The organism is Streptomyces sp. NPDC055400 (assembly GCF_053644375.1).
In genome coordinates, this window is record NZ_JBSHLM010000011.1 from 317,919 (window position 1) to 334,203 (window position 16,285).

The following is a 16,285-nucleotide window of genomic DNA, read 5'->3' on the forward strand; positions in this document are numbered from 1 at the left end:
GGCCGGCAGGTCAGATCCGGTGCTCGCGCGCTGTGTGGAAGCCGCGCCGGTACCACAGCAGGGGATCGGCCGCAGGGGCGGCGCCGGGGCGGATCTCGGCCGGCGTCCCGAGCACGAGGTCATGGTCCCCGGCGCGGACGATGCGCGCCGTGCGGCAGCGTACGAGGAGCGCCGCGTCCGGGAGGTACGGCGTGCCGGCCCCCTCCCACGCCGCGAAGCCACCGCCCGTGAACCGGTCGACGTCCTGCGTGGCGAAGCGCCGCGCGAGCGCCCGGTGGCCCTCGCCGAGCACGTTGACCACGAACTCCTCGGCACGCGTCAGCGTCGCGTGACAGCTGGAGGTCAGCGCGATACCGACCATGATCAGCGGTGGCTCCAGCGAGACGGAGGTCACCGAACTGGCCGTGAAACCGCGGCGCCGACCGTCCGGGTCGAGGGCGGTGACGATGCTGACCGGTGCGGCCAGCAGCGCCATCGCGTCCCGGAAGGCCTGCGGGGCGACCACGGGGCGGGACTTTTCCTGCAGTCCAGTCATACGTGCTCCTCGATCGCGGATACGGCGTCCGCGAGCGGGCGCAGCTCACGGTGCGGCGCGGGCAGCGACAGTTCACGCGGCGCGGCGCGGCCCCAGGGAAAGCCGTCATGGACCTCCAGCCGCCGCGGCGCGGAGCCGTCCGCCCCGCGCTCCACACAGAGGGACACCAGCACCTGCGGCCGCGGCGCCAGTTCGGCGAAGCACCAGCGGTCCGCACTGTCACCCGCGGGCGGCCTGAACCCCAGCACGCCCTGTTCCTCGTCCAGTTCGAAGGCGAACGAGTCGAACGGCAGCCCCAGACCGAGACCCCGGGCCTTGGCGTACGCCTCCTTCAGGGTCCACAGCCGCAGCGTGGCCCGGTCGCGCCGCGCGCCCTCCGCGATGGCGGCGAGGTACGCGCGCTCCTCCGGCGCGAACGACTCCACGATCCACTCGAAGCCGCGTTCGCCGCCCCGGTCGATCCGCTCGATGTCGACACCGACCCGGCGGTCGCGGGCGACGGCGACGACGTTGAAGCCGTGCGCGTGCGAGAGGTTGAAGTCCAGGTCGCGCCCGCCGCCGGGCAGGCCACCGGGCGGCGACTGCAGGAAGGGGCGGCCGCGCGAGGAACGCCAGATCGTGGCGTCGGCCTCGGGGATGCCGGTCTCCAGGGACAGCACGCGCCGTACGAGGCTGTGGGCGACGAGGTACTGCCGCCGGTCACGCTCGAACAGGAACCGGCCGGCGATCTCGCGCTCGTGCTCATCGAGCCAGTTCCGCGCCAGCAGGGTGCTGGTCGCCTCGTCGAGGCCTTCGTTGGGGCAGAACCAGATCCCCACGGTGTCCCGGCCACCGCCCGGGCGCTCACCGGTCATCGAGTGCCCGCCCCGGTCAGAAGCTGGTCCCGCTCGCGGCGGATCTGCCGCAGCATGCCGGCCAGCACCCTGCCGGTGCCGATCTCGGTGAACTCGGGCTCGGGACCGTAGACGCCGGTGAGGATCGCCTCGACGGTCTCGTGCCAGCGCACCGGCTGGTGGATCTGCTGGAGCAGGGTCTCACCGATGCGGTGGTGCTCGTAGGGGCGGGCGGTGGCGTTGGCGATCACCGGGTACGCGAGGGGGCGGAACGGTGTCGCCCGCACGACGGGGCCGAGGCTCTCGGCGGCCGGGGTCATGTAGCGCGAGTGGAACGGGCCGCTGACGTCGAGACGGCGCACCATGCGGGCGCCCGCGTCCTCCAGGATCGGCCCCGCCTCCGCCAGGTCGTCGGCCGGTCCCGCGAGGACGATCTGGCCGGGGGTGTTGAGGTTGGCCAGATCGAGGGAGCCGAACCCGGCACGCAGCAGCAGGAAGCGCAGCTGACTCTCCGGCAGGCCGATGACGGCGCTCATGCCGCCGCCGGTGATCCCGGCCATCGCCGCGGCGCGCGCGGCGACGAGCCGCAGCCCGTCGGCGAAGCCGAACGCACCCGCCGCGTGCAGGGCGTTGTACTCGCCCAGGCTGTGTCCCACCGCGAGGTCCGGGCGCTCGCCGCCGTCCTCCAGGTGGGCGCGGTGGGCCAGGGCGTTGACGACGAACAGGGCGGGCTGGGTGTAGCGGGTGTTGCCGAGCTGCCCCTCGGGGTCCTCCAGGCACAGCCGGCGCAGGCTGTAGCCGAGCACGTCGGCCGCCTCCTGCTCCGCGTCAGGAAATCGGGCGAACAGTTCCCGGCCCATGCCGACGCTCTGGGCGCCCTGGCCGGGGAACATGAAGATCCGCGTCATGGTGGTCACTTCCTTCGGCTCAGACGGTCACAGGTGTGGGGAAGGCCTGGTCGGCGAGGTCGCCGAGGTCGGCCGCGGTGAAGAGGGTCTCCAGCGGGAGCTCGCGGCCTCCGTCGACGGCGATGCGGGCAGCCAGGCGCAGGAGCTGCCTGCTGGTGGCTCCGAGGGCGAACAGGTCCTGTTCACGGCGGAGCTGGCTGGTGTCGGTCCCGAGCTCGGCGGCGATGATCCGGGACAGGCGGGTGAAGGGGGCGGCGGCAGCGGGTTCGGCGCCGGCTCCGCCCGGGGCGGCGCAGGCCACCGGTGCGGGCTCCTCGGCGAGGCCGATTCCCCAGACGGAGCCGAGGCGGGCCGAGAGAGCGCCGGCGGCTTCGGGCGCGGGCGCAGACAGGGGCGCGGCAGCCGCGGGCGGGGCGGTCGGTCCGGACAGCGCGGCCGGGATTGCCGGGGCGGCCGGGATGGCCGGGGCGGCCGTTGCAGCCGGTGCCTCCGGTGCGGTCGTTGTGGCCAGTGCGGCCAGTGCGGTCGTTGCGGCCGGTGCGGCCAGTGCGGTCGTTGGGGTCGCAGCGGCCGGTCCGGTCGGAAGCGGGTAGCGCGTACGGGTCAGTGGTGTGGCCGGGAGTGCTGCCTTGACCGCGGCGATCGGGGGCCAGTCGACCTGCTCCCCGGCCGCCCACGCCGCCAGCATGTCCGCCTCCCGCCGCGGGCTGTCGGCGCCCGCGACGACGACGCCCTCGCCGCCGCAGCGCATGCGGTGGGCCAGCGCGCGCAGGCCCGCGACAGCCCCTGCGGCGTCCGTGACCAGACCCCCGCGCGCCGGGCGGTCGGTGCGGCCCTCGCGCAGGGCGCGGGCCACACGCCCGGCCCCCAGGGACGGGTCCCGCGCCCAGGCGTCGGCGAGGCTGTCGGCGAGCGCGGCGAGGTTGTGCGGCGTGTCGGCGGACAGCGGCAGCGCCCAGGTTCCCTGGTCGTCGGGGCCCTGCTGTACGGCCGGCGGTTCCTCGACGACGAGGCTGCCGTACGAGCCGCCGCCCGCGAAGCCGTTGACCAGGACGCGGCGGGGCGCACCGGGTGCGGTGCGCCAGCGGCCGGCGCCCTCGGTAGCCAGGGTGACCGGTCCTCCGGTGCGGTTGAGCGCCGGGTTCACCGCCGAGGTGAGCAGCGTCGGGTACACGTCGGCGCGGCGGAACTGGGTGACGACCTTGCCCAGTTGCGCGAAGACCGAGGCCGCCTCCAGGTGCCCGGTGTGGGGCTTGACCGTGCCGACCGGCACAGGGGCTGCGGCTGTGCCGTCGCCGCCGAACAGCCGTCCCAGCGCGGTGAATTCGAGTGCGTCGGCGAGCGCGGCGCCGGCCGCGGCCGCCTCGACGTACCCGATGTCGGCGGGCCCGATCCCGGCGTCGTCGAGCGCGGCCCGCATGGTGGCCTCCTGCCGCTCAGGGTCCGGGATGCCGAACTGGCGTGTCGTACCGGAGTGCTGGAGCGCGCCGCCGCGCAGCACGGCGTGCACCGGGTCCCCGTCGGCAAGCGCCCGGTCCAGCGGCTTGAGCAGGACCGCGCCGACCCCTTCGCCGACCAGCCAGCCGCTGGCCCGGTCCGTGAAGGCGCAGGAATCGGCGTCCTGGGCGACGAGGCCCATCTCGGACAGGACGTCGAGGTGGTCGGGGTGGAGCACCAGGTTGGATCCGGCGGCGAGCGCGGCCTCGCAGCGTCCGTCGGCGACGGCCCGGTAGGCCGCCTCGACCGCGGCCAGACCGGATACGCAGCCGCTGTCGATCAGCAGGCTGGGTCCGGTGAGGCCGAAGGCGTGCGAGGTGCGGTGGGCGAGACCGCCGCGGGTGGCGTGCGTGCCGTCTTCGGCGCGTTCGTCCGCGCGGGCGGCGACGCCGTACAGGGCGTGGTCCTGCCACATGGATCCGACGTAGACCCCGACCCGGCCGTCGAGGCGGTCCGGGGTGAGCGCGGCGTCCTCGAAGCACCGGCGGGCGACGGACAGCAGGATGCGCTCCTGCGGGTCGATGGCGCTGCCTTCGGACTCAGGGATGCGGAACTCCTCGGCCTCCACGGCGAGTACGTCGTCGAGGTAGCCGCCGACGGCCGCGCCGGGGCGCCGGGCACGTGAGCGCAGCGGCGCCCAGCGCTGCGCGGGCGCGGGCCCGGTGGCGGTGCCGGAGCGGGCGATGAGGTCGTCGAGTTCGTCGAGGGTGCGGGCCCCGGGCAGTTCGGCGGCGAAGCCGACGACGGCGACGGCCCGCTCGCCCCGCGGCGAGGGCACGGGCGCGGCCGGGGTGAGGGCGTCGGGGGCGAGCGCGGCGCGCCTGCCGCGGGTCTGCTCGGTGAGGGCGCCGCCCCACAGGGACAGCAGCAGTTCCTGGTCGCCGCCGACGCCGAAGTCGCCGCGGACCGCGTCGAAGTCCATCTGCCCGACCGCGCACAGGCCGAGCCCTCGCTCGGGGGCTCCCGTCAGCAGCAGCTGGGCGATGTGCCCGGCCTCGACGGTGGAGAAGCGGGTGGCGTTGCGTTCGCCGTAGGCGGGGGCGATGGCGGCCGGGGTGGAGACCAGGAACACGCCGAAGCCGGAGCCGGCGACGAGGTCCCGGTTGTGGTGGACGTGCAGGTCCGTGCCGTACCGGGCGTCGGGGGCAAGGGCGATCAGGGCACGCTCGGCCGGGTGCAGGTAGTACAGGCCGGGTGCCAGGTCCTGTACGGCGCCGGGGGCGACGTACACGTACACCTGGACCGGGTAGAAGCCGCCGCCGGACGGATAGCGGCGCTTGGCGCGGCCGTCGAGCTCGCCCCAGGTGACGCCGGCGAGGAGGCCGAGGAGGTCGTGGGCGGGCAGCGGGCCGGCGGTGAACTCCCGGAAGGAGGAGGCGTCGAACAGGGCGCGTGCCTCGTCGGGGGCGGCCGGCGGGACGGGGACGCGGCGCAGCGACGGGGGCAGCACCCGCTCGGCGACCCGGGCCTCCTTGAAGGCCGCCTTGGCCGCCGGGTCCAGGGCGATTCGCACGTCGGGGCCGGCGGCGGAAGCGGTGGGCGCGGACGGGGGCGTCGCGGGCGCGGGCGTCGAAGGCGCGGGCTTCGGGGCGACGCTCTGCGCGATGGACCGTGGGGTGGGGCTCTGGATGAGGACGTCCACGGGGACCTGTGTTCCCGTCACCGCCTCGATCTCCTGGGCGATGCGGATCATCGTGAAGGAGGTCGCGCCCAGGTCGAACAGGTCGGCGTCCAGGCCGACCCGGTCCACGCCGAGTATCGCGGCGGCGCTGCGGGCGACGTCCTCGGCGCCGATCGGCGCGGCGTCACCGTCCGAGGGCGCCGGGGAGGCCGGGGGTGTCGCGGGTGTCGTGTCCGTCGCCGGTACGGCGGCCGCCGTGAGGGCGTCGAGCGTCGGCTTGCTGATGAGCGCGTCGACCGGCAGCGCGGTACCGGTGAGCCGTTCGATCTCCTGCGCGATGCGGATCATGGTGAAGGAGGTGGCGCCGAGGTCGAACAGGTCGGCTCCGCCGTCGAGTCCGGCGACCCCGAGCACGTCGGCGACGGCGGCCCGGATGTCCCCGCGGACGTCTGTCCCGGACACCGGCGCGGATACCGGCGGGGACGCCGGCTTCGCGCCGAAGAGCTCCGCTGCGGCCGGGCGGTCCAGTTTGCCGTTCGTCGTCAACGGAAGGTCCTCCACGAAGCGGAAGTGGCTCGGTATCAGGTACGCGGGCAGCAGGTCGCCCAGGGCGCGGCGGATCTGCGAGACCCGAGGCGCACGGTCCCTCTCGCGGGCCACGCAGACGGCGGCGAGGACCTGTTCGCCGGAGGCCTCGTCCTGGACCGGCAGCACGCGCGCCTCGGCGACCCCGGGCACGTCGGCGAGGGACGCTTCGATCTCCTCGGGCTCGATGCGCAGCCCGCGCAGCTTGAACTGGCCGTCGATCCGCCCGAGATAGCGGATCTCGCCGTCCTCACCGACCAGGCCGAGATCCCCCGTGCGGTAGAGCCGCGGCGACGGGTCGAGGCCGGGGAAGGGCGACGCGACGAATCGCTCGGCGGTCAGCTCGGGCCGCCCGTGGTATCCGAGAGCGACCTGGCGGCCGCCGATGAGGATCTCCCCGGGGGTGCCGGGGGCCACCGGGCGCAGCCGCTCGTCCACCACGTGGATGCGGGTGTGCGCGACGGGGCGTCCGATCGGCACGGTCGCCTCGTCCCAGTCGGGCCTGCAGGCCCAGTGCGTGACGTCGATGGCGGCCTCGGTCGGCCCGTAGAGGTTGTGCAGCTCGGGGCCGCCGGCCGCCTGTCCGCCTGCCTCGAACACCTCGTAGAACTGCCGCATCGTGGCGACCGGGAGTGCCTCGCCGCTGGTGAACACCGTGCGCAGTGCGGTGCACGCGGAGGCTGCGGGGTGGCGCAGGAACATGCCGAGCACGGACGGCACGAAGTGGGTGACGGTCACCTTCTCGTCGCGCAGCAGCCCCGCGAGATAGCCCGGGTCGACGTGGCCGCCGGGCCGGGCGACCACGATGGACGCGCCCGCGAGGAGCGGCCAGAAGAACTCCCAGACCGATACGTCGAATCCGTACGGGGTCTTCTGGGCGACCCGGTCGTCGGGGGTGAGCCGGAAACGGTCCTGCATCCACAGCAGCCGGTTGGCGACGCCCTGTTGGGTGTTGCGGCAGCCCTTGGGCCGGCCGGTCGTCCCGGAGGTGTAGATCGTGTAGACGGGGTCGTCGGGGCCCACCGTGACGGCCGGCGGCGTGCTCGGCAGTGCGTGGAGCGCGGCCCGGTCCGCGTCCCGGTCCGGGCAGACGACGACCGCGCCGGCCTCGGTGGGAACGGCGGCGAGGGCCTCGTCGGCCACCACGACCGTGGCTCCGCTGTCCTGAAGGAGGTAGCGCACGCGCTCGGGCGGGTTGGCCGGATCGACGGGGACGTAGACGGCGCCCGCGCGCACGATGCCGAGCAGGGTGGCCACCAGGCGCTCGGAGCGGTCCATGTGGACGGCGACGTGGTCGCCGGGGCGCACCCCGAGAGCGTGCAGGTGACGGGCCAGCCGGGCGGTGCGGCGGTCGAGTTCGCCGTAGGTGAGGGTCCGCCCGGCGTAGTGGACGGCGTCCCGCTCGGCGTGCGCGGCGAACGCGGCCTCGACGAGTTCGACGAGCGTCACGGGCGTGTGGTCGTCGACGGACCCGGCACTCCCGGTCGGTGCGGAGGCCTTTGAACAGGCCTGTTCAAAGGCCTGTTCAAAGGCCTGTTCAAAGGCCTGGTCAGAGGCCTGGTCAGAGGCCCGCTCAGAGGCCCGCTCAGAGGCCAGTTCAAAGCTCTGCTCAGAGGACTGCTCCCCCGCGACGAACTCCCGCACCCGGCGCGCGTACCGCTCGAACATCGCGTCCAGGCGGTCCGGCGCGAGGGCGCCGTCGGCCGCGTCCCACTGTCCGGCGAGCTCGTCGCCGACGAGCAGCGGCACATGGTCGAGCGCCACCTGGGCGGTCTGCGACTGGCTGGTGCGCAGCAGCACGCCGTCCGGGTGCAGGGCGGCGTCGATCTCCGGAACGCGGGTGAAGACCACCGGCAGCCGCAGCGCGCCGCCCGAGCGGAACACCCGGGTGCGCAACTCGCCCAGACCCGGGACCAGTTCGGCGCGCTCCAGGTCGGCACGGACCCGGCTCCACAGCTCGCGGGCGCGCTCGGCGAAGCCGTCGGGGAGCGAGTCGTCGACGGTGACCCAGGCGAGCTGGGTGAAGTCGGCGACCATCGCGTCGGCGTGCGCGAGGCCGTGGGGGCGGTCCCAGGAGACGACGGTGACGGTGAACGGGCCCGCGGCCCCGTACTCGGCGCGCAGTTCGTCGGTGTACGCGGTGAGCAGCACGAGGTCGGCCGGGACGCCGATGGCCGCGGCGCGCTCGGTGAGCTCACGCCACGATCCGAGCGGCGCCCTGCGGTGGGCGCGCGGCGCGCCGGGAGCGGGCTCGGGCAGGGCGGGGCCGGACGGCAGGGCGGCGAACTTCTCGCGCCAGGCGGTGCGCGCCCGCTCCCCGGCCCCGGTGCGCCTGCGTGCGGGCAGCGCGCGCAGGTGGGCCGTCGGATCGGCGGGGGTGTCCAGGACGCGGTCGTCGCCGTCGTGCAGGGCGAAGAGCTGGCCGAACAGGAGCGCGAAGCTGCGGGCGTCCGCGAGCAGGGCGTCGAGGACCACGTGCAGCACGAGGGTTCCGTCGGGCAGCGCGCTGGCCTCGAGCGCGTACATCGGGCTGCTGCCCAGCGGGAACGTGGTGTCGCGCAGCCGCGCGCCGATGTCGGCGAGCGCGGCCTCGACGTCGGCCGCCGCGGTCAGGTCGTGGCGGGCGATGCGGTACGGGGGGACGGTCGGAGCAACGGTGAGCGTGCCGTCCTCGTGGACGGCGGCCCGCAGCATGGGGTGGTGCGCGACGAGCCGGTTCCAGGCCTGTTCGAGCGCGTCGACGTCGTGCCGTCGGAGCAGGAACTCCTGGTAGACCCTCGTCTCGGCATCCCCGCCGAGGCCGCCGATCCGCCCGACGAGATAGGCCGACTGGACGTCGGTGAGGGGGATGGGGTCCCCGGCCTCGTCGGCGGAACCGGCAGCGTCGTCGGGGCCGGGGAGCGCGGCGGGCAGCGCGAAGGCGTCCGTCCCCTCGTGCGCGATCCGCTCGAGTGCCGTGCGCAGCGCGGCGAAGGCGTTCTCGGTCCGGGTGCCGTCCACGGCACTCGGCGCGAAGTCCCACGAGACCAGGAGCGCCCCGTCGCGTTCCTGCACACAGCTCTCCAGGTGGACGCCCGGGGTGAGCGTCGCCGAGGACTCCAGGTCCACCCGGGCCGCCCAGTTGTCCGGATCGTCGCTCAGAGCTGACAGGCTGCCGAGGAGGCTGGTGAAGACCATCGGCACCGTAAGGCCCCGGCGGCCGGGTTCGGTCCGCGCCCGTTCCCGCAGGGCCCGTACGCCGCTGACCGCCGCGTGTTCCAGGTCGCTCCACAGCCGGGCGCGCACCAGGTCGAGCCGCTCCCCCGCGGTGCCCGTCGCGGGCGGCGCGACGAAGACGGACGTCGAGATGAACGGGCCGACCAGGCGTGGCACATCGGCGTGCACCCGCTGCCGGTTGTACGTGGTGAGGACGACGGGCAGCGGCGCCTGACCGCCGCCGTCGGCGCCCTGCACCGCGGCCGTGCACAAGGCGAGCAGCAGCGCGGTCGGGGTCGCCCTGGCCTCCTTGGCCGCGGCCTTCACCCGCTCCCAGCGATCGGGCTCCAGGCGCAGGGCGAGCCTGCGGTGGCCGGGCCCGTCCGCGGCGCCGTCCCCCAGGGGCAGCGGGCGTTCGAGGTCGATGTCCGCGAGCTGGTCGCGCCAGTACGTCAGGGAGGCCGGAGGCACCTCGGCGGCCGCGCCGGCGGCGCAGTACGCGCGGAAGGTGAGTGCGGGCTCGGTGACCGCGGTCCCGTGGGCGTACCGCTCGTACCACTGCTGAAGCAGCAGCGAGACGCTCGGTCCGTCGGCGATCAGCTCGTCCACGGTGAACAGCACCCGGGCCCGGCCGCCCGCCAGGTGCGCGACGCGGATCGCGAAGAGCGGCCAGCGGTGCGGGTCGAACCCCGCCAGCGCCTCCCGGCGCAGCCGCGCCAGTTCGGCGTCCCGCTCGGCGGGCGAGGCGGTGGTCAGGTCGGCCCGGACGAACCGGTGGGCGGGCACCTGTTCGCGCACCGTCTGCCGTGCGTCGGGCAGGACGTGGGCCCGCAGCATGTCGGTGGCGGCGACCACGTCGTTCCAGGCGGCCTCCGCACGGTCGGTGTCGAAGGCGTCGGCCTCGAACTCCAGGTGGATCTGGGTTCCGGGACCGTTGCCGCCCCCGAGCGTACGGCCCACGTAGAACGACTCCTGGACTTCGGTGAGGGCGAACGGTTCGAACCGGGCGGTGGGGTCGGTCTGCGGCATGGCTGGGTTCTCCGGTTCCCTCTACTGGCTCTGCAGGTCGGACAGGCGGGCGACGAGTTCGTCGACGGTGAACTCGCTGAGCAGCTGGAGCGGCAGCGTCCGGCCGAACCGCTCGGTGATCTCGAAGCGCAGGTTCATCGCGCCGATGGAGTCCACGCCGAGTTCGACGAGGGTCCGTCCCGTGTCGATGGGCCCCTCGGCGCCGGGCCCGGCGGCCAGCTCGCCGACGAACTCGACGATGCGGGCCAGACGGGGGTCGGACGCCGGGTCGGACGCGAGGTCGGACACCGGGTCGGTCGAGGCTTCGGCCGGAACTTCGGCTGAGGTTTCGGCCGGGGCCTGGATCGGGGTTTCGGCCGGGGTTTCGGCGTCGGCGGCCTCCTCCTCGTCCTCGGCGAGCCAGTGACGGCTCCTGAGGAACGCCGACGGCGGTACGGACACGATGCGGCCCGGTCCGGGGTCGAGCGCCGTCCAGTCGACCTCCCAGCCGCTCACCCACAGATCGGCGATCTGCTCAGGACGGTCCGCCCGCCACAGCGCGGCCACCAGGTCGTCGGTCTCCGGGGCCTGCGCACGGGCCGTGCCGGCGGTGCCCGTGCGCAGCGCACCGGAGGCGGTGCCGTCCGCGGCGAACCGGGCCAGTTCCGCGGCGAGTTGAGCGGTGGAGTCGGCGACGACGGCGAGGCGGTGCTCGTGGACCGCGCGCCCGCTGCGCAGCGTGCGGGCCACGTCCGCGAGCGGGGCGCCGGCGCCGGGAAGCCACTGGGACAGGCGTGCGGCGGTGGCGGTGAGGTGGGCGGCGGTGGGCGCGGACAGGACGACGAGCTGCCGCCCGGCCGGCTGCGGCGCGCTCTCGTCCGCCACCGGAATCGGCAGATGCTCCTCCACGACGGCATGGGCGTTGACGCCGCCCGCGCCGAACGAGCTGACGCCCGCGCGGCGGGGCAGTTCGCGGCCGGAGGCGTCGCGCAGCCGCGGCCAGGGTGCGGCCTCGTACTGAAGGCTGAAGCGCGTGCCGGCGAGGTCGAGGCCGGGGTTGACGGGATCGGCGTGCCAGGTGGGCGCCAGCGTGCCGTGACGCAGCTGGAGCAGCACCTTGGTGAGAGCGGCGATGCCGGCGGCGGACTCCCCGTGGCCGATGGCGGACTTGACCGAGCCGAGGGAGCAGGGCACCGCGGCCGCGTCGCCCCGGCCGTACGACTCCTGGAGACCGGCGAGTTCGACGGGGTCGCCGAGTTCGGTGCCGGTGCCGTGGGCCTCGATCACGTTCACGGTGGCCGGGTCCACGCCGGAACGGCGCAGAGCCTCGCGCAGCACCCGGGCCTGGGCCCACGGGCTGGGCGCGGTGAAGCCGTTGGTGCGGCCGCCGTGGGCAACGGCGGTGCCGCGGATCACGGCGTGCACGGTGTCGCCGTCGGCGAGGGCGCGGGCCAGCGGCTTGACGACGACGGCCCCGGCGCCCTCGCCGGGCCCGAACCCGGCGCCCCCCGCGCCGAAGCTGCGGCACAGGCCGTCCTCGGCGAGGAATCCGGATTGCCGCAGCATGCGGAACCGGGAAGGGTGCAGATAGAGGTTGACCCCGCCGACGAGCGCGGCCGCGCACTCGCCGCGCCGCAGCGCCTCCACGGCCAGGTGCAGGGCGACCAGCGAGGACGAACAGGCGGTGTCGACCGGCTGGCTGGGACCGCGCAGGTCGAGGAGGTACGAAAGCCGGTTCGGCAGCGACCAGAAGTGGCCGGAGGGCATGTCCCGGTGGCCTGCCGCCCAGCGCTCGGCGCCGAGCAGCGGGTAGTCGGCGGAGGTGATGCCCGCGAAGACACCGACGCTGCGGGGCTCGCCGTCGGGCGCGGTGAGGGCGTCGAGGCGGGCCCCGGCGAGTCCGGCGTCCTCCAGCGCCTCCCAGGCGACTTCGAGGAAGAGCCGCTCCTGGGGGTCGGTGAAGGCGGCTTCCCGCGCCGACATGCCGAAGAACGCGGGGTCGAAGGAGTCCACCCGGTCGAGGAAGTGCCCCTTGGCCCGTACGCCGCCGGAGCTGCGCCAGCGGTCGGTGGGCAGGTCGCCGACGGTGTCCTTGCCGACGAGCAGGTTCTCCCAGAACGCCTCGGGGTCGTCCGCCCCGGGGTAGCGCCCGGCAAGCCCGACGATGGCTACGGCGTCATCGGGGCCGAGTGCCGGGCCGAGTGCCGGGCCGAGTGCGGGGCCGAGTGCGGGGCCGAGTGCGGGGCCGTCGTGGGGAGTGCCCTTCACCGCGGCAGCGGCCCGTACGGACGGCTCGGCGGCAGGCGGGCCGGACGGCTCGGCGGTCACGGCGGCACGTGCCCGCTGCGGGGTCAGGCGCGCGAGGTGGCCCGCCAGTTCGGTCAGATCGCGCAGGCCGAAGAGCATCTCCGGGCCGACCGGGGCCACCTGGGCGCTCAGCTTCGACGCCAGCGTGCGGATCATCACCGAGTCGAGACCGAGCGCCTCCAGGGAGGTGCGCGGGCCGATCGCCGACGGGTCGTGGCCGAGGGTGTCGGCGACCGTGCGGCAGACCAGTTCCACCAGGCCGTCGGGCGTGGCGGCGGGTGACGGCGTGTCCTGTGAGTCGGCCGGAGCCGGGGCCGGCGCCGCGCTCTCCCGGCCCGGCAGCAGGTGCAGTCCGGCGAGGTGGCGGTGCCAGGCGTCCGCCCGGCCGTGGAAGAGCGACACGACCTGCGGACCGCCCGGGCCGAGCAGCCGCTCCAGGGCCCGCAGTCCCCGCTCGGCGGGGAGCGGGACCATGCCGACGCGCTCCTCGACCACCTCGCGCACCGGCTCGGGGATGGCCATCCCCGGCACGTCCCACAGCGGCCACTGCACCGACACGGTGCGGCCGTGCCGCTCCCCCGCCGCGGCAAGACCCGCGCGGCGCTCGGCCAGGGCGTCCAGCGCGCCGTTGGCGTAGGCGTAGTCGGCCTGGCCGATGTTGCCGCTGACCGCCGCGACCGAGGAGAACAGTGCGAAGACGTCGAGCGGCAGTCCTGCCGTCGCCTCGTCGAGCGCGGCGGCACCGGCGGTCTTGGGGGCGAGCACCGCGGCCACGTCGGCGGCAGTCTTGCGCAGCAGGTACGCGTCGCGGACCACGCCCGCCGCGTGGAAGACACCGTGCAGGGCGCCCTCGTGGGCGAGGATGCCGGCGACCAGTTCCGCGGCCCCGTCCGGGGCGGTGACGTCGGCGCGCACGTAGCGGATGCCTCCGGCCCCGTCCGCCGGCGGACGCGCGGCCGGATCCAGCTCGGCCCAAGGGGTCCGCCCGCACACCACGACCCGGGTGCCGGGACGCGCGGCGAGCCGGCGCGCCAGCGCACGTCCGATGCCGCCCATGCCGCCGGTGACCAGGTACACGCCGTCGGGGCGTGGCACGAAGCCCTCTTCGGGCAGGGCGGCGGGGCGCAGCACACGGCGTACGCGGCGTGCGCCCCGCACGTCGGCGAGGTGTCCCGACTCGGGCTGGGGCACGGCCAGTTCGGCCCGGACGGACGGCGCGGCCGCGGCCCCGTCGTCGGCGACGAGCAGGGCACGTCCGTCCAGACGGGGGTTCTCCTGGCGCAGCGTCTGTACGAGGGCGCGCGCGGAGTCGGCCCGCAGGGCGTCGGCGGTGACGGCGAGCACGGTCAGCCGCTGTGTGCGGAAGGCGGAGAGCACCGAGCGCAGGGCGGCGAACGCCGCAGCGTCGGCGTCCGGGCCGGTGCCGATGCGCACCACGAGCGTGACTGCGTCGGGGTCCGTGGCCCGCACCGTGTCGATGTCGTCGAGGCCGGTGCCGCCCAGTGCGGCGCAGAGGTCGCCCCGGGTGTCGTGCACGAGCAGCGGCCCGTGGGCGGGGCGCGGGGCGTCGGCGGGAAGGGGGGCGTCCTGCCAGCCCGGCGCGTACAGGACGAGGTCGTCGAGGGTGTCGTGAGCAGCGGATGCGCCGGCGGCGTCGTGGGGATCGGGGACGGCGCTCGCTGTGGGCCGCACGCTCACGTAGTGGCGGTCGCGTGCGAAGGCGTATCCGGGGACGGAGATGCGGCGGTAGCGGCCGGGCGGGCACAGCCGGGTGAAGTCGACGTCGTGGCCCTCGGCGTAGAGCCGGGCCAGTTCGCGCAGGTGCCCCCGGTTCCCGGGCTCGTCCGCCGCCCGGTCGAGGACGCGGCGCAGGAGCGCGGCGCGGGCGCGGCGGGCCTCGCGGTCGACGGTCCGCGACGCGTTTGCGGCAGGCGCGACAGGCCCTTCGACGCGTCGTTCGTCGCTCCCGCCCACCGCCAGCCGGTCGAGCGAGTCGAGGAGTTGCTCCCGGTCGTCGACGAGCAGCGCGGCCCGGTGCGGGTGGTGGTCACGGGCGCACGACAAGGTGTGCGCGAGGTCGGCGAGTGCGGCGTCGGCCCCACCGGGCGAGCGCAGCCAGCGGGCGAGTTCGGCAGCACGGTCGGCGAGCGCGCCGGGGCGGCGGCCGGACACCGGAACGAGCACGGGCAGGCCGGCCGCGGTGACGGGTCCTGCGGGCGGGGGCTGCTCGACGACGACGTAGGCGTTGGTACCGCTGAAGCCGAACGAGCTGACGGAGGCGCGGCGCGGCCGTCCCCCGGTGCCGGGCAGGGTGAGCGGCTCGGTGGCGACGGTGAACGGGCCGTCCTCGAAGGGGATGCCGGGGTTGAGCGTCGCGGCCGTGCAGTGCAGCGAAGGGGGCACCTGCCCGGTGCGTACGACACCCATGGCCTTGATCAGCCCGGCAAGCCCGGCCGCGGCCGAGGTGTGGCCGACGTTGCCCTTGACCGAGCCGATCGGCACGCTGCGCGCGGGCCGGCCCGCGGGCCCGAACACCTGGTTGAGCGCGGTGATTTCGATGGGGTCGCCCAGCGGGGTGCCGGTGCCGTGGCACTCGACGTAGTCGACGCCGTGCGGGTCAAGGCCGAACCGGTCGAGCGTGCCGGCGATGAGCCGGGCCTGCGAGGCGGCACTGGGGGCGGTGATCCCGTTCGTCCTGCCGTCCTGGTTGAGGCCTGAGGCGCGGATCACCCCGTGCACGGGGTCCCCGTCGGCGACCGCCCTGGACAAGGGTTTGAGCACGACGACGGCGCATCCCTCGCCCGGGACGATGCCGTCGGCGGACGCGTCGAAGGGACGGCAGCGCCCGCTGGGCGAGAGCATCCCCGCCCGGCTCATGAAGACGTGCGGCAGTTCGGTGAGGTAGAGGGTGACGCCGCCGACGAGCATCATGTCGGCCTCGCCGAGCCACAGCGACTGGCAGGCCTGGTGGAGGGCGACGAGGGAGGACGAGCACGCCGTGTCGACGGTGACGGCCGGACCCGAGAGATCGAGGTGGTAGGCGATGCGGGCGGCGAGCAGCGAGTTGGAGTTGCCCTGCATGACCTGCGCGAGCCGGGTGTGCTCGCTCTCCCGCTCGATGAGGTCCTGGTAGTCGTTCATCATGACGCCGGCGTGCACGCCGACACGGGCCCCCGCGAGCCCTCCGGCGCGCTGCCCGGCGTGTTCCAGAGCGCGCCAGGCCTCCTGGAGGAAGAGCCGGGCCTGCGGGTCGGTGAGCTCGGCCTCGCGCGGGGTCATCCGGAAGAAGTCGGCGTCGAACCGGTCGGCACCGTCCACGAAGGCGCCCCACTTGGAGACCGACTTGCCCTCGGCCGCGGGGTCGGCGTCGTAGTGGTCCGCGATGCGCCACCGCTCGGCGGGCACCTCGGTGACGAGGTCGTCCCCGTCCAGGATCCGCTGCCAGAAGGTGTCGGCGTCATCGGCGCCGGGGAACCGGGCGCTGTAGCCGATGACGGCGACCGGCTCGGGCGCGCCCGCGGGCACGCCCGCAGGAGCGGGCGCGGGCGGGGTGGCCTGGCCGGCCGCCGCCCTCAGCAGAGCGGCCGCGGTGCTGCGGTCCACCCCGGCGGCCGGCGCGGAGGCCGGTACGGGGGCCGGTACGGGGGCCGGTACGGGGCCTGCCTCGGTCCGCAGCAGCGCAGCGGCGGACGCGGCGTCCAGCGCACCGGTCTTGACTCGGGTCAGGATCTCTTTCGCGTCCATGCCGTCCATGCCGTCCATCGGTTCCTTCGGTTCCTGGGTGGTCGTGTCAGCT

At 75.1% G+C, this 16,285-nt stretch carries 5 protein-coding genes; all 5 read right to left on the reverse strand.

Annotation, left to right across the window (positions count from 1 at the left end):
• Positions 1-10: 10 nt before the first annotated feature.
• From ACWIGU_RS28515 to ACWIGU_RS28535, 5 genes are read right to left on the reverse strand one after another with little or no spacing between them, the layout of a single operon-like run.
• Positions 11-535: a flavin reductase family protein gene (locus ACWIGU_RS28515; RefSeq protein ID WP_454404555.1), complete on the reverse strand. Its 525-nt coding sequence runs from the start codon at positions 533-535 to the stop codon at positions 11-13.
• A complete protein-coding gene (locus tag ACWIGU_RS28520) occupies positions 532-1,389 on the reverse strand; it encodes a 4'-phosphopantetheinyl transferase family protein (RefSeq protein WP_454404556.1) in 858 nt (285 codons plus the stop codon). Before ACWIGU_RS28520 ends, ACWIGU_RS28515 begins: the two co-directional genes overlap by 4 nt.
• On the reverse strand, positions 1,386-2,276 hold the full coding sequence (gene fabD / locus ACWIGU_RS28525; RefSeq protein WP_454404557.1) for an ACP S-malonyltransferase: 891 nt from the start codon (positions 2,274-2,276) through the stop codon (positions 1,386-1,388). Before fabD ends, ACWIGU_RS28520 begins: the two co-directional genes overlap by 4 nt.
• A gap of 19 nt (positions 2,277-2,295) precedes the next feature.
• On the reverse strand, positions 2,296-10,203 hold the full coding sequence (locus ACWIGU_RS28530) for an amino acid adenylation domain-containing protein (RefSeq protein WP_454404558.1): 7,908 nt from the start codon (positions 10,201-10,203) through the stop codon (positions 2,296-2,298).
• Between the two features lie 21 nt (positions 10,204-10,224).
• A complete protein-coding gene (locus tag ACWIGU_RS28535) occupies positions 10,225-16,251 on the reverse strand; it encodes an SDR family NAD(P)-dependent oxidoreductase (protein WP_454404559.1) in 6,027 nt (2,008 codons plus the stop codon).
• Positions 16,252-16,285 lie beyond the last annotated feature (34 nt).